Raw genomic sequence first — 13924 nt, 5'->3', positions numbered from 1 at the left:
CGCCGGGAGCGACTGGCCAGCGGAAACACTAGTCGCCGTGGTCGCCGAGTGCGGCCTGCGTGGTGGGTTCGAGGCCGTCCTCGATGCCGAGTTCGTCCTCGAGTGCGCGCCGCGCGGATTCGAGGGGGACGTCGAGTTCGTAGCTGTAGAAGTTCCCGCGGCTCCCCGAGCGGTTCTCGCGCGCGGTGAGGATACCGAGCATCCGGAGGTCCGAGAGGTGGTTGTGCACCGAGCGCTGCGCGAGACTGTCGATACCCATCGCGTCGCAGACGTCGAGGTAGCGGTCGTAGATGTTCCGCGAGCGCTCCGGGGTACGGCCGGCGCGCGCCAGCGACACGACCGAGAGGAGCGCCAGATGCCCGTGTTGCGTGAGTTGTCGGATGCCCTCCTCGACGCGCTCGCGTTCCAGTTCGTGCTGGGCTTGCTCGACGTGTCGTTCCTCGAGGAAGTCGTCGCCGTTGTTCTGCGCTTGCTCACCGGCGAGGAGGAGGAGGTCGAGCGCCTGTCGCGCGCTCCCACGGTCCTTGGCCGCGAGCGCCGCACAGAGTCGGACGACCGCGTCGTCGTACACGTCCTCGCGGAGCGCGATCTCGGCGCGCGAGGAGAGGATGTTCGAGAGCTCCTGGGCGTTGTACGGTGGGAACTGGAGTTCGCGCTCGCAGAGCGTGTCCTGCACGCGCGGGTCCAGCTGGTCGCGGAACTTGAAGTCGTTCGAGATGCCGATGATACCGACCTTCGCGTTCTCCAGGTCGCCCTTCGACCGGGCGCGGGGCAACTCGTACAGCAACTCGTCTTTCTCGCCGATGGAGTCGATCTCGTCGAGCACGAGGAGGACGGTGCCGCCGACCGCGTCGATCTCCTCGTAGAGCTTGTTGAACACGGTCTGCTGGGGGTACCCCGTCGTCGATATCTCGCCGCCGTCCGGCCGCAGTTCGTTCACGAGTTCGACCGCGACCTGATACGAGGACGAGAGGGGCTTGCAGTTCAGGGTGAGGACGGAGAGGTCGATGTCGTCGTAGCCGCGCGCGTCCTCGCGAAGGCGTTCGAGAAGGTACTCCGTGACCGCGGTCTTCCCGACGCCGGTGTTCCCGTAGAGGAAGATGTTGTTGGGCTCCCAGCCGTCGATGACGGGCTGGAGGGCGTCCATGTACGCGTCGATCTCCTCGTCGCGCTCCTGGATGCGGTCGGGCTGATAGCTCTCTCTGAGCGCGTCCTTGTTTGCGAATATCGTCCGCTTGCGCTCGAAACGACGCATGCGTTCGACCGTAGCACTCACCCTATTTAACGACCGCCTTTTCACGTGATTCGAGTGTTTCGAGTGAACGCCCCGAGCCGAGGTCTCGAACCGGACGGCGATGACGAGTGCGGCCGCACGTTACGGGTTCCGGTACCAACGAACTCGGGCAGTCCCTCGTCGGACGGTCCTCTTGTCTCTCCCGCGCCTCATCCGCTCTGCATCCTCTCTTCCTTTCTTTGCTATTCTCTCTAGTCTAGTCGGTCTAGCTAGACTAGCTAGGTTAGTGAGTAGTCTAGGAACCGTGAGGCGGCGAGGGTGAGCTGGCGGTGACGGGTTGTTCGTGGGGTGAGTGGAAGGTGAGTGATTTGGGGGTGGGGTGAGAGACACCACTGTTTCGTGTGAAGCGTGGGTTGGGCTAGGGGTCACGTGCGAGCACACCGTCGTTTCGAGTGAAGCGCTGACATTTCGGCGAGCGTATCGTCGACCGCTCGTCCGTCCAGTCGTCGCATTCGCCGGATAGTGGGCCTGAAAGTGCCGTTATCGCCGGGCACCCCACCACCATTGCAGGTGAAGTGCCCACGTCGTCGACGGACCCCGCCACTCGCCGCCCCACGCACCACCACCCACACCCAGAACCGCTTCACTTGCAACAGTGGTGTCTCTCTCCCCCTCGAACCCCTCGACCCAGCGACCACACTCGTCTCAACCCCAGCAATCACACTCGTCCTAACCCCAGCGAGCTCACTCGCCTCAACCTCAGCGAACACACCTGGACCTGGTCCTGCCCCAGCGACCACGCTCGGAACGTCACGGTTATTCACTTGCACCAGTGGTGGGTGTCGGTCGCTGAACCACCACTCGTTCGGTCGCGACGCCGCCAGCCCGGCGTCGCTTCACGCGCAACGACGGTGGGGGCGGCAGCGAACACTTCTGTGGCCTGGAAGCGTCCGCGGCGGAAGCAACTACGGCGGAAGCAACCACGGCGGAAGCGACCGCGCCCCGACCGCGCGGGGCGATCGTGGCCGACCGCGTCCTCGGACGGAACGGCGTTCGCGCCAACACCGAGCTATAAGACGCGTCCGGGAGACGGCTCTCGTATGCGAGATGTCGCGATAATCGGCGCGTCCATGACACAGTTCGGGCAGCGCGACGCGTGGATACGAGAGCTACTCGCCGAGGCGGGCGACGCCTGTCTCGACGACGCCGGCGTCGAACCGTCCGCACTCGACCACCTCTACGTCTCGAACATGGCGAGTGGCGAGTTCGAGGGGATGACGGGCGTCCCGAACGCACTCGCGCACGACCTCGGCGCGCTCGGCGCGTACACCCAGCGCGTCGACCAGACGTCGAGTTCCGGTGGCGCCGGCATCTACGCCGCCTGGCAGTCCATCGCGAGCGGCGCGAGCGACGCGACGCTCCTCGTCGGCGGCGAGAAGATGACGCACAAGACGACCGCGGAATCGACGGACGTCATCGCGTCGCTCACGCACCCGGCGGAGTACAAGCACGGCGTCACCCTTCCGAGCTTCGCCGGACTGACCGCGCGACACTACCTGGAGCGCTTCGACGCGCCCCGCGAGAGCCTCGCGAAGGTCGCCGTGAAGAACCACGAGAACGGCACGCGGAACCCGCACGCGCAGTTCCAGAAGGAGGTCGACCTGGAGACCGTCCTCGACTCGCCGATCGTCGCTGACCCGCTCCGGCTCTACGACTTCTGTCCCATCACGGACGGGTCCGCCGCGCTCATGCTCGTCCCAGCCGAGGAAGCCGAATCCTACGTCGACAGGGCCGACGACTACGCCGTCATCTCGGGCGTCGCAGGAGCGACGGACACGCACGTCGTCCACGAGCGCGACGACCCGACGGTGATGAGTGGGGTCGTCGAGAGCGGCGAGCGCGCGTTCGACATGGCGGGGCTCGAACCGGACGACGTCGACGTGGCGGAACTCCACGACATGTTCACCATCCTCGAGTTCCTCCAGATGGAGGGGCTCGGGTTCGCCGAGCACGGCGAGGCGTGGGAGCACGTGGAGGCTGGCGAGACGGAGATGGACGGCGACCTCCCCATCAACACGTCGGGTGGCCTGAAGTCCAAGGGGCATCCGCTCGGCGCGAGCGGTGTCGCACAAGGCGTCGAGATATACGAGCAGATTGTCGGCGAGGCGGGGCCGCGACAGGTCGACGCGGACGTCGCGCTCGCGTGCAACGTCGGCGGGTTCGGGAACTGCGTCATCACCACCATCCTGGAGGCAGCAGCATGAGCGACCACGATTCCACTCACGGCGACGACGAACCGCGGATCCGCGAGGGCCACCTCTCGGGCGACGACCTGACCGCGTACGTCTGCACGAACGGGCACGCGACGTTTCCCGGCCACCAGCGGTGCCCGACGTGCGGCGAGTCACAGGACGCGGAACTCGACCTCTCGGAGACGCGCGCGGAGGTGGTCACGTGGACGACGAGTACGGCGACGCCGCCGGGCGTCCGCGAACCGAACCATCTCGCGATCGTCGAGTTCGACCTCGACGCTGCCCTGGAGGCGTCCCAGGACTTCACCGCGGGGACCGTGCAGGGGCCGGTGCGGACGCTCGCACAGCTCACGACCGGCGACGTCGAATCCGGTGACGTCGTCGCGCCGACGTACGTCGAGGAACTCCGCGAACCGGGCGCTGGAATCCGCGAACCGGACAGTCAGTCCTGGGACGGCTACCGGTTCGAACCCGTGGAGTCGTAGCGCCAGCACACCCGTATTCGAGTCCGTGACGTCGTAGCGACGCCGCATCCGATCTCGTTCCGTTATTCTTCGACGACTGCAAGCGCGACGACGTACTGTCCGTCGAAGACCGACGGGTCTGGTGCGGGGACGCCCGCGCGCTCGTAGACGCCGTCGGGGATGCCGATGTCGCCGAGGAGGAGGTCGCCGGGGACGCTATCGAGACCCGTCTTCGGCAGTGCGAGTGTCAGGGTGGCGTCCGGGTGGACGGCTCGCCCGGGCGCGTCGCCGGTGGTGGCGTCGAACCCGCTGGGGACGTCGAGCGAGAGCGAGCGCTTCGCGCCCTGGTCGACGACCTGTGCGAGGTCGGCGGCGGTGCCGTCGAGTTCGTCGGTGAGTCCGTACCCGACGAGCGCGTCGATGGCGAGGTCGACGTCGAGGACGGTGTCGACCGCGTCGTGGACCGCGCCGTCGCCGTGCACGAGCGTCGCGTCGGTGGCGTCGAGCGCGGCCGCTTGACTGGCTGGGGCGCCCTCGAGTGCGTCGCGGTCGCGGTCGAGGACGACGGTGACGTCGGTCCCGTGATTCGCCAGGTGTCGGGCGGCCGCGAGCCCGCCACCGCCGTTGCCGCCGCCGCCAGCGAGGACGGCCGCGTCCTGTGGGAGTCCACCGACGACCGCACGGCTCGCCTTCGCGAGGTTCCGGCCGGCGTTCTCCATCATCGACAACAGCGGGAGGCCGACGTCGTCGACAGCAGCCCGGTCGACCGCTCGCATCTCGGCGGCGGTGACGGACCGGACTCGAACGCCACGAGTCGTCTCGAACACTGGACGGGCCCTATCCGGTGTGCGTCCGCTACGGTCCACGGACTCCGACCGTTCCGCGGTCATGCGTCCGCGTCGCCGCGCCCATCGTCGGCGTCGTCACCGTCGGCATCGTCGCCCGTTGCTTCCGCCCCATCGTCGCTCGAACCCGCGTCGTCGTCGCCGCCCCCACTCGACGCATCGTTGCCCGAACCCGCGTCCGCGGACCCGTCACCGTCGTCCGCGCCTGCGTCGCCGTCCGCGGTCGCGTCGTCGCGCTTCCCGTATCGGTCCTTGAGCGTCTCTATCTCCGCGTCGACGTCGACCTTCACACCCTCGTCGACGGAGTCGGAGTCCCCGGTGGCACCGGTCGCGTTCCGGTCGGCCGGGTCGTCGTCGCGGGCGGCGTCCGCGCGCCGTGCGTCGTCGGCGCGGTTCGCGCGCTCCTCGAACTCGTCGAGCGTGTGGTCGCGCTCGCGCGCCTCCCGGAGTCGGGACTGGACGTCGTCGCGGAGGGCGCGAGCCTCCGAGAGGAGTTCACCGGCCGCGCCGTCGTCCGGGAGCCCGCCGTCGTCGAGCGCCGTCTGAAGGTCCCCGAGCGACCGTTCGAGGCGTTCGAGCGTCCGGTCGCTGACCTCGGCGAGACGCTCGGCGGACCCCGCCGCTCGGTCGCGTGCACCCGTGGCGCGTTCTCGGGCGCGATTCCCGGTGTCGACGACGCGGATAGCGCGCTGGACGGTCTCGAGGAGTTTGATGTTCACTTCGAGGACGGCGATCGTTCCCGGTATCGCGACCTCGTCGGCGAACCGGACGACTTCGCTCGGCGACGGCGGACGCGGTAACCCGAACGGGCCGCGTGGCGGGTCGCGTCGCAGTTCGTCCCGGAGCTCCTGGAGGACCGTCGACAGCTCCTCCGCGGTGGCCGCGAAGTCGACGTCGTCGTCCCGGCTGTCGGTCATGGTCGGACCTTCTCGCCAGGCGGACAAAAGTCTGGCCCGCTCCAGCGGGTCGCGCTCGCAGCCACGGACCGCTCGTCGACGTTGCGGGTTCGGTCGGTTCGACCGCTCGTCGATACTGCCGGTTCGACCACTTCGACCGCTCGTCGATACTGCCGGTTCGGTCGCCTCGTGGATTATTCTTGCAGGGTGGTCGCCACAATGTTTATTATATGCTGTATCCGTAGTTCCGCAAGAATGCGGACCGATCACGGCGGGGGCGTGCCCGACAGCACTGCATTTGCGCAGACGCTGTCGAGCCTGAAGCAGGAGGGGAGCAACATCCTGCTCGTCGGACAGACGAGCGGGACAGCACATCACGCAGCCTGCGAGCGCTTGCTCGGCGACGGCGAGGAGCCTCGGCGTCGCGTCTACGTCTACACCGCCGGGAACGAGTCCTGTGGGTTCACGGCGACGGCACCGACGGTCGAGGATTCGGCGTGTATCGTCACGCAATCGACGGACGACGGGACGGGCGTGCACGACGGCGTCCCGGAGTCCATCGAGCGGACGGTCGTCGGGAACCAGCTGTTGGCGTCCCTGGGTGCGGAGATAATCGACGCTGTCGCGGCGTACGACGACGAGTTCGACCTCGAACCGGCCGAACTACGGTTATGTTTCGACTCCGTGACGCCGTTGCTCCGCGACCACAAGTCCGAGAACGTGTTCCGACTGCTGCACATGGTGACGTCTCGCGTCCGCGAGGTCGACGGGATGGGGCACTTCCATCTGCCGCTCGCCCGGGATAGCGACTACGTTCACCTGCTGGAGCCGCTGTTCGACGCTATCGTCGAGGTCCGGGATGGCGAGGACGGCCTCGAGCAGCGCTGGGATCTCCGTGACCGCGGCACGGACACGGGCTGGATCTCGCTCTGACGGCTCGGAGCGGCAGGGGCGGGGGTGTCGCGGTCAGGCGTGTTGTGCGACGAGAGCTTCCAGGCTCGCTTTGTCCTTGGCGCCGACGACGCGTTCGACCGGCGTGCCGTCGACGTAGAGGAGCATGGTGGGGACGCCGCGGACGTTCTGTCGTTGGGCGAGCGCCTGGTGTTCGTCGATGTCGACCTTGGCGACGACCGCGGTGCCGTCCTCGTGGAGCGCTTCGACGACCGGCTCGACCATCTTGCATGGGCCGCACCAGTCCGCGTAGAAGTCGACGAGGACGACGTCGTGGGCGTCCGTCACCTCCGCGAGGTGGTCGGGGCCCTCGACGTGGACCGGTGCGTCCGGGCGGGTCTGTTCGGCCTCGCTCTCGCTCACTGCTCCGCCGTCGGCCAGCTGCTCCTGGAGCTCTTTGCGTTTCTGTTCCCGGATCGCGTCGCGTTCGTCTGTCTCTGTCATCGGCTCTCCCTAGCGGTTCCACGCACCTAAACCCACCACAGATGTGTTGGTATGGTGCACAACCGACGTCGGGTCGCGCGTATCGAATCTCGATATCGGACGACGTTCTTTAACGAACGGCGTCCTACGACCGGTAATCATGAGCTCTGAGGTCGTCGTTCCCCCCGCGACCGCCCTGGACGCCGCCGTCCCCCTCCAGGTCGAGATCAGCGTGCAGTTCCTCGCCGGTGTCGCCGGGACGATACTCCTCATGCTGTTGTTCCTGATGGTGGTCGTCCTCTGGGACATCGCACTCGCCCTCCGGGACGTCGCGGAGAAGATAGACTACCTCGAGGACGACGTCGACTCGGACCTGGCGAGCATCAACGGAACGCTCACGCGGATATACGACCGCATGGGTGGCGGAACGCCGACGGGTCGAGAGGGCGTTTCGGGAGCGGGGCCCTCGGCGGGTCGAGAGAGCGTTTCCGGGGCGACGGCGAACGTGCAGGGGACGGACGTGGTCGGCGGGAGCGTCTCGGCGTCTCCCGGGAGCGGCGAACCGGGTGGCGTTCGGCCCGGTGACGTTCGGCCCGGGAGGGTTCGGGCGCACGCTGCTGGCGTGAACGCGGCTGCGGGCGGGACGACGACGGTGAATCCGACCGCGGGTGGCGCGTTCGACGAGCGTGCGACCCCTGCCGATGGTCGTCGTCGGGTCGGCACCGCTCCCACGGCTGCGACGGCCGGGACGTCGACTGATGCGTCCGAGGACGAAGAGTCGACGGCCGCGGGCGTCGGCGTCGACTCAGGTGAGAGTACGCGCGCAGACGGTGCACCGGCCGTCGGGACGCCATCTGCGGGAGACGTGCGCACCGGCGTGGAGGAAGCGACCGACGCGGCCGACGGTGCCGGGGACGGCGACGCCGATGACGACGGGAGCATGGGCGAGGCCGGCAACGACGAGGACGGAGGCGGCGGCGACGAGAACGACGCCGGAGACAGCGACGACGACGGAACCACTGCCGACGGCGGAACCACTGGGAGTGACGTCGAGGGCCCAGCGACCGGGGGTGACGAGACCGGTCCGTCGGTCGATGCGACGTCGCGGAACGTCGGTCGGTTCGCGTCGGACGGGAGCGGCGATCCGGCGTGGTACGACGTCACGATGGACGTCCCACGGACTGCTCGCACGGACCTCGATGACGCCACGACGGATGCGTCAGCGGCGGAGCCGACCGTGGACGAGCGACTCGGGTCGGACGAGGTACGGAACGCGTACGTCGACCCTGTGTCCGCGTTCGGGAACGCGGACGACGACGGCGACCCGACGGTCGATCTCGACGACCTCGGGTCGCGCTTCCAGCCGACGTCCACCGACAGCGAAGCCGACGAGGACGCGGCCGACGGGCCCGACAGTTCCGACGCGTCCGGCACGGAACCGGACGCCCCACGGGACGACGACGGGGAGGCGGCCGTCGACGAAGCCGAACCGGCCACCGGGAGGGCTGACGCTGGTACGGAAGCCGTGGACGTGGAGGACACCGTGGACGTGGAGGGCGACGACGCGACTGGCGACGACGCGACGGGTGACGACGCGACGGGCGACGACGCGACGGGCGACGTGACCGCGGACCCGGGCACGGAGGTCGTGGACGTGGAGACGATGCCGTCCGACGCAGGGGAGACCTCCGGCGTCGACACCGGCGAAGACGACACCGGCGGGAGCGAACCCGACGAAAGCGACCAAGGCAACAGGGAGACCTTCGGAGCGGACGACGAGTTCGACGACGCGAACGTCGACGCGGGCGAGGACGACGCTGAAAGCGGCGACGCGGAGCCTGCGGCCGCAGCCGGCGTGGATGCCGACGCGGTAGTCGATGACCTGTCGGCGGCGAAAGCACGGATCCGCGAGCGACACGAGGACGAGGAGGGGTCGCTCGACTACACGTCGCTCCAGCGGGAGGCGGCGGTGACCCCTGGCGTGAAGGGCAGTGGGATGCCCGCCGAGGAGATGCTTGACGCGCTCGCGGCCGCGGCCGTCCACGGCCTCGACGACCGCGGGGACGAGGACGCAGCTGACGTCGACGCCGTCGAGGACGCGCTCGTCGAGCGACGGGAGGCGACCGACGACGAGTCAGACGCGGCCGAGAACTCGGAGGAAGCAGACGGTGGAGCGGACGACGCGGCCGACGACACGGACGACGATGGTATCGCGGACCTCGTGAACCGCGAGCTGGACACGCTCACCCAGGAGGTCGGCGGGACGAGCATGACGCCCGACGTCTCCGACGCGGACCTCGACGCGGCCGTCGACGAGCTCGATGACGAGTCGTACACGTTCCCGCTCTCGGGGTCTTCGTTCGACGTGACCGCGGACGCGGACGCCGAGACCGCGACGCTCTCGTTCACGTCCAACGAAGCGATGGACCTCGGCGGTGCGCGCGAACGACTCCTCACCTATCAGTTACGGAACTACCTCGACCGTGACGACACCACGCACGCCGAGTTGTCCGTGGACGAGAACGCGGTCGTCCTCGAGATCCCCGCTGCGGACGGGCCGGCGGTGAACGCGTGGGCGGACGCCATCGTCCAGATAATCGACCGCACGCTCTACCTCTCCAAGGACGACGACTGACCCTCAGAGGGGCGACGACTGACCCTCGGCGGTCGCTCGCCTGCGCGCGACAGGCCGAGCCCTTTGTCGAGACCGAAAGACGGAGGGTCGTCCTCGGCTGACCGTTGCGCATGACCGACGACGTGTACGCGGTTGACGTGGCTGTACGGTATCAGGACGTGGACGCGCTCGGGCACGTGAACAACGCGATCTACGCGACGTACCTGGAGGAGGCGCGCGTCCAGTACCTCCCGGACGTGCTCGGTGACACGGGCGCCATCGAGGCGGTGCTCGCGAACCTCGAGATCGATTACTACCGTCCGGTGACGCTCGAGGACGGGTTCGTGACCGTCGAGATCGAGGTCGTGGACGTGGGCACGAAGAGCGTGACGTTCGAGTACGAGGTGTACGCGAGCGGCGAGCTCGCGGCGGAAGCGTCGACCGTCCAGGTGGCGTACGATGGCGAGGCGAAGGAGTCCGTGGAGATCCCCGAGGAGTGGCGCCAGACGCTCCGCGAGTTCGAGGGTCTGAACTGACCGCGCGGGCGGTGGCGGTGGGCGTCTCGCGCGGTCGAAGCGAGGGGTTTAGGCGTCGCCCGACGAACCGTGTGCCGTGCGACTGGAGAACAGTTTCATCGGCGTGCGGGGCGTGGGCGAGAAGTCGGAACGGAACCTGTGGCGGTCGGGGATCACGCACTGGGACGACTTCGACCGGGACGCAGCGAGGTCGACGTCCGGTATCGGGTCGACGACCGCGGAGCGCATCGAGGACTTCCTCGCGGACGCCCGCGAGCGCCTGGACGACGGCGATACGCGGTTCTTCGGGGATGCGTTCCCGAGTGGTGAACGCTGGCGGTTGTACGAGAATTTCCGCGACGAGACGCTGTTCTTCGACATCGAGACGACGGGGCTGGACGAGCACCGGAACGACGTGACGACGGTGTCGTTCCACAAGGGCGGGGACACGACGACACTCGTTCGTGGGCAGGACCTCACCGCCGAGCGCGTCCGCGAGCAGTTCCAGGATGCGGCGTTGGTGTCGTCGTTCAACGGCGCGCGGTTCGACGTCCCGTTCCTCGAGACCGAACTCGGCGTGACGCCGGACGTCCCGCACCTCGACCTGATGTATCCCTGCAAGCGCATCGGGCTCTCGGGCGGCCTGAAGCGCATCGAGCAGGACGTCGGCCTGGAGCGCGACCAGCCGGACATCTCCGGGCAGGACGCGGTCCGCCTCTGGTACGAGTACCAGGACGGCGACGACCGCGCGCTCGAGACGCTCGTCGAGTACAACCGCGACGACACGCGGAACCTCCAGACGCTCGCCGACGAGGTCGTCCGCCGTCTCGACGACCACGTCCGCCCCGCGGACGCCGAGCGGTTCGACGGCGGCTCTCGGTGACGGGACCGAACGACGACGCTCGGTGACGCGACCGAACGACGACGCTCGATAACGCGACCGAACGACGACGCTCGATGACGCGACCGAACGACGGTACTCGAACTGGCGGGGGTCCATGCAGCCACCTCATCGTATAAGTACGCTAGTCATCTGGACAGAATCGACTTGATGGTCGCTGGACGATTCGGGGGTATGAGCACGCCTACGCGGACCGACGTGGACGCCGACGGACCTGGCTCGCAGGACGCGTCGACGGCTGTGGGGGCGGACGGACTGCGAGGCCAGCGGCCGGCGGACGCCGCCGCGGCCGCGTCGCTGGCGGGGAGCGATGGAGCGACCGGTCGTCGGCCGCCGCGAGCGGCCGAGGCGCCGGTCGTGGGGAAACTCCTCCAGCTCGTTCGCGACCCGGACGGCTACTACGCGGAGGTCGGGTACGGGTACGAGTCGGACGCGGTCGCGTACAGCGTGAACCGGACCGACGCCGTGATGCTCACGCACCCGTCGTACGTGGAGTCGGTGCTCGTCGAGCAAGCCGCGGCGTTCCGGAAGGGCAAGGTGCTGTCGCGGGCGTTCGACGGGTTCGCGCCGAACGGGCTCGTCGCGAGCGAGGGCGAAGAATGGGCGCGAGACCGGGCGCTCGTCCAGCCGGCGTTCTACCGGGAGCGCGTCGAGACGTACGCGGACGCGATGGTCGATGCGGCGGCCGGGACCGCGGACGCGTGGGCTGACGCGGACGTCGTCCGGGTCGACGAGGCGACGAAGGACCTCACGCTCGAGATCATCGCACGGACGATGTTCGGCACGGACCTCTCCGGCGACGGCGAGGTCATCGGGGATGCGGCGGACGCGATCCTGTCGCGGACGTCGCCGACGAACGTGAGTTCGTACCTCCCGGTGTGGGTGCCGACGCCGTCGAACCGCCGGTTCCTGCGGACGATGCGAGCGCTCCGGGCGACGATGACGGACCTCGTTGCCGAACGACGCGCGAACGACGACGTCGGCGACGACCTGCTCTCGATCCTCGCGGACGCGGAGTACGAGGACGGGACGTCGATGGACCGGGAACGCCTCCAGGACCACCTCGTGACGTTCGTGTTCGCGGGCCACGAGACGACCGCCGTCCTCCTGACGTGGGCGCTCTGGGAGCTCGCGCGGAACCCGGACGCGCAGACGACGCTGCACGCGGAACTCGACGACGTCCTCGGCGGTGGGACGCCGACGGCGGACGCGGTCCGGGACGCCGAGTACCTCCAGGCGGTCGTCGACGAGAGCACGCGCCTGCACCCGCCGGCGTACAACCTGTTCCGGGAGGCGAAGCGCGACGTCCAGGTCGGCCCCTGGGAGATAACAGAGGGGACGACGGTGACGACGCCGCAGCTGGTCGTGCATCGCGACGAGCGCTGGTACGACGACCCGCTCGCGTTCGACCCGAACCGGTGGACGCCCGCGATGCGCGACGCCCTCCCGGAGTACGCGCACTATCCGTTCGGCGGTGGGCCGCGCTCGTGTATCGGGAACCGGTTCGCGACCCTGGAGGCGAAACTGATACTGGCGACGGTCCTGTCGCGCTTCGAGGTCGACGCCGTCACCGACGCGGTCGAGTACTCGTTCTCGGCGACGCTCCAGCCGGACCGCCCCGTGAAGCTCCGGTTCCGCGAGCGCTGACGCGGCGAGCCCGAGCGTGCACGACCGCGGACGTCCACGACGCGCCCGCTACTCGCCGAGCGCGTCAGCGACGTACGCGACGGCGTCCGCCGGCGAGTCCGCGGCGTAGACGCCGTCGACGTCGTGCGTCCCGAGTCCCGCTATCGGGCGGTCGTAGATGCCCGCGAACCCGAGTTCGCTGAGCGTCCCGTGCCCGCCCTCGATGGCGATCACGGCGTCGCCGTTCAGCGGGACGAGCGCGTTCCGCGCGTGCCCGAGCCCGGTGGCGATTGCGACGTCGACGTGCTCGTTCGCGCCGCCGCGGTCCTCCCCGGGGAGGATCCCGATCGTCGTCCCACTTGCTTCCTTCGCGCCCGCACACGCCGCGGCCATCACGCCGCCGCGGCCGCCGCAGACCAGGTCGAGTCCGCGTTCACCCAGGAGCCGGCCGACCTCGCGCGCCGCGTCCAGGTCGTCGCCGCTCGCTTCCCCGCCGCCGATGACGCTCACTCGCATACGAACGTCGGCGGCCGCGACCGTCAGGAAACTACCGGTCGTCCCGGCGGCCGCGCCGTTCCTCGCGGTCGCGTCGACCGTCGCCCGAACCGTTTTGTCACGCGACTGTGGATACTCGCGTATGGTTCGCGTCGAGGACCTCGTCCCCGGCTTCGTCGAACGCCGCGTCCCGGAGCGCCCGGAGTGGGTCGCGGAGAACCAGCGCGACCCCCGGACCGCTGCCGAAGTGTACGGGACGTTCGCGCTCGCGTTCTCGACGCTGTACTTCGCGCTGTTCGCGGTCGGCATCTGGACCCCGATCATCCTTCTGTTCGTCCCGCTCGTCGTCGTGAACGCGGTCGCCTGGACGTGGGTGCTGTGGCACCTCCGCATCTCCAAAGATGGGGTCGTGCCACGACGCCGGGCACTCACGACCGGGCTCGCCATCGGAGCGGGCTCCTGGCTCACCGTCGGCCCGCTACTCATCGCTGGAACCACCGTCCCGAAACTGCTCAAGGACGGCGGCGTCGACGTCTCCGGGCAACTCCTGGAGCCGCTGGCGTTCGGCCTCTACGTCTCGGTCGCCGGAATCGTCACGACCGCCGGCATCCCGACCATCGCGAGCGTCGCGCTCGCACTCTGGACGCTCAACTGCGAGGAACGAAGCGGCCGTGAGAAACGAAGATCGAACTACGACTTCGAATGACG

General features: G+C 68.7%; 13 protein-coding genes. 8 read left to right on the top strand and 5 right to left on the bottom strand.

What is annotated here, in order from left to right; translation table 11 throughout:
* Window positions 1–28 precede the first annotated feature (28 nt).
* Window positions 29–1255 carry an orc1/cdc6 family replication initiation protein gene (locus LI336_RS00795; protein WP_227130717.1) on the bottom strand — a complete coding sequence of 409 codons (1227 nt, stop codon included), beginning with the start codon at window positions 1253–1255 and terminating at the stop codon, window positions 29–31.
* Window positions 1256–2334: 1079 nt separating this feature from the next.
* On the opposite strand from LI336_RS00795, the gene LI336_RS00790 reads away from it, so the two are divergent.
* Both LI336_RS00790 and LI336_RS00785 read left to right on the top strand, forming a co-directional pair.
* The gene (locus tag LI336_RS00790; RefSeq protein WP_227130716.1) at window positions 2335–3498 is read left to right on the top strand and encodes a thiolase family protein; all 1164 of its coding nucleotides are present in this window, start codon (window positions 2335–2337) and stop codon (window positions 3496–3498) included.
* A complete protein-coding gene (locus LI336_RS00785) occupies window positions 3495–3971 on the top strand; it encodes a PhlB family protein (RefSeq protein WP_227130715.1) in 477 nt (158 codons plus the stop codon). The genes LI336_RS00790 and LI336_RS00785 overlap by 4 nt, the downstream gene beginning before the upstream one ends.
* A 62-nt stretch (window positions 3972–4033) precedes the next feature.
* On the opposite strand, the gene LI336_RS00780 is transcribed toward LI336_RS00785, so the two are convergent.
* A complete protein-coding gene (locus LI336_RS00780; protein WP_264475215.1) occupies window positions 4034–4840 on the bottom strand; it encodes an NAD(P)H-hydrate epimerase in 807 nt (268 codons plus the stop codon).
* Window positions 4837–5712 (bottom strand): DUF7547 family protein, encoded by an 876-nt coding sequence (locus LI336_RS00775; protein ID WP_227130713.1) that lies wholly within the window; start codon window positions 5710–5712, stop codon window positions 4837–4839. Before LI336_RS00775 ends, LI336_RS00780 begins: the two co-directional genes overlap by 4 nt.
* A 234-nt stretch (window positions 5713–5946) precedes the next feature.
* On the opposite strand from LI336_RS00775, the gene LI336_RS00770 reads away from it, so the two are divergent.
* Window positions 5947–6624: a DUF7504 family protein gene (locus LI336_RS00770; protein WP_227130712.1), complete on the top strand. Its 678-nt coding sequence runs from the start codon at window positions 5947–5949 to the stop codon at window positions 6622–6624.
* Window positions 6625–6657: 33 nt separating this feature from the next.
* Here the strand turns inward: LI336_RS00770 and trxA are convergent, their stop codons facing one another.
* A complete protein-coding gene (gene trxA, locus LI336_RS00765) occupies window positions 6658–7086 on the bottom strand; it encodes a thioredoxin (protein ID WP_227130711.1) in 429 nt (142 codons plus the stop codon).
* A gap of 139 nt (window positions 7087–7225) precedes the next feature.
* Here trxA and LI336_RS00760 point away from each other — a divergent pair, with 139 nt between their 5' ends.
* The 4 genes from LI336_RS00760 to LI336_RS00745 all read left to right on the top strand — a co-directional run bounded on the left by LI336_RS00760 (window position 7226) and on the right by LI336_RS00745 (window position 12742).
* Window positions 7226–9700, top strand: a complete 2475-nt coding sequence (locus LI336_RS00760) for a putative sodium/potassium/calcium exchanger (protein ID WP_227130710.1) — start codon at window positions 7226–7228, stop codon at window positions 9698–9700.
* 110 nt (window positions 9701–9810) lie between these two features.
* Entirely contained in the window at window positions 9811–10215 is a 405-nt protein-coding gene (locus tag LI336_RS00755) for an acyl-CoA thioesterase (protein WP_227130709.1), read from the top strand.
* 76 nt (window positions 10216–10291) lie between these two features.
* Window positions 10292–11077 carry a ribonuclease H-like domain-containing protein gene (locus LI336_RS00750; protein WP_227130708.1) on the top strand — a complete coding sequence of 262 codons (786 nt, stop codon included), beginning with the start codon at window positions 10292–10294 and terminating at the stop codon, window positions 11075–11077.
* Window positions 11078–11269: 192 nt separating this feature from the next.
* A complete protein-coding gene (locus LI336_RS00745; protein WP_227130707.1) occupies window positions 11270–12742 on the top strand; it encodes a cytochrome P450 in 1473 nt (490 codons plus the stop codon).
* Window positions 12743–12790: 48 nt separating this feature from the next.
* Here LI336_RS00745 and LI336_RS00740 read toward each other — a convergent pair whose 3' ends face one another.
* Complete coding sequence (locus LI336_RS00740; RefSeq protein WP_227130706.1) at window positions 12791–13237, bottom strand: SLOG cluster 4 domain-containing protein; 447 nt, start codon at window positions 13235–13237, stop codon at window positions 12791–12793.
* 121 nt (window positions 13238–13358) lie between these two features.
* Here LI336_RS00740 and LI336_RS00735 point away from each other — a divergent pair, with 121 nt between their 5' ends.
* Window positions 13359–13922, top strand: coding sequence for a hypothetical protein (locus tag LI336_RS00735; RefSeq protein WP_227130705.1), 564 nt, complete (start codon window positions 13359–13361; stop codon window positions 13920–13922).
* Window positions 13923–13924 lie beyond the last annotated feature (2 nt).

The sequence above is a fragment of the Halorubellus salinus genome (genome assembly GCF_020567525.1).
GTDB lineage: Archaea > Halobacteriota > Halobacteria > Halobacteriales > Natrialbaceae > Halorubellus > Halorubellus salinus.
The sequence above is the reverse complement of the archived record's forward strand: the minus strand, read 5'-3'. Positions and strand labels throughout refer to the sequence as shown.

Excerpts from the sequence above, each read along its gene's own strand:
- LI336_RS00760 (WP_227130710.1), top strand. The coding sequence starts at position 7,226 with ATGAGCTCTGAGGTCGTCGTTCCCCCCGCGACCGCCCTGGACGCCGCC.
- LI336_RS00745 (WP_227130707.1), top strand. The coding sequence starts at position 11,270 with ATGAGCACGCCTACGCGGACCGACGTGGACGCCGACGGACCTGGCTCG.
- LI336_RS00755 (WP_227130709.1), top strand. The coding sequence starts at position 9,811 with ATGACCGACGACGTGTACGCGGTTGACGTGGCTGTACGGTATCAGGAC.
- LI336_RS00735 (WP_227130705.1), top strand. The coding sequence starts at position 13,359 with ATGGTTCGCGTCGAGGACCTCGTCCCCGGCTTCGTCGAACGCCGCGTC.
- LI336_RS00740 (WP_227130706.1), bottom strand. The coding sequence starts at position 13,237 with ATGCGAGTGAGCGTCATCGGCGGCGGGGAAGCGAGCGGCGACGACCTG.
- trxA (WP_227130711.1), bottom strand. The coding sequence starts at position 7,086 with ATGACAGAGACAGACGAACGCGACGCGATCCGGGAACAGAAACGCAAA.
- LI336_RS00770 (WP_227130712.1), top strand. The coding sequence starts at position 5,947 with ATGCGGACCGATCACGGCGGGGGCGTGCCCGACAGCACTGCATTTGCG.
- LI336_RS00790 (WP_227130716.1), top strand. The coding sequence starts at position 2,335 with ATGCGAGATGTCGCGATAATCGGCGCGTCCATGACACAGTTCGGGCAG.
- LI336_RS00785 (WP_227130715.1), top strand. The coding sequence starts at position 3,495 with ATGAGCGACCACGATTCCACTCACGGCGACGACGAACCGCGGATCCGC.
- LI336_RS00795 (WP_227130717.1), bottom strand. The coding sequence starts at position 1,255 with ATGCGTCGTTTCGAGCGCAAGCGGACGATATTCGCAAACAAGGACGCG.
- LI336_RS00780 (WP_264475215.1), bottom strand. The coding sequence starts at position 4,840 with ATGACCGCGGAACGGTCGGAGTCCGTGGACCGTAGCGGACGCACACCG.
- LI336_RS00775 (WP_227130713.1), bottom strand. The coding sequence starts at position 5,712 with ATGACCGACAGCCGGGACGACGACGTCGACTTCGCGGCCACCGCGGAG.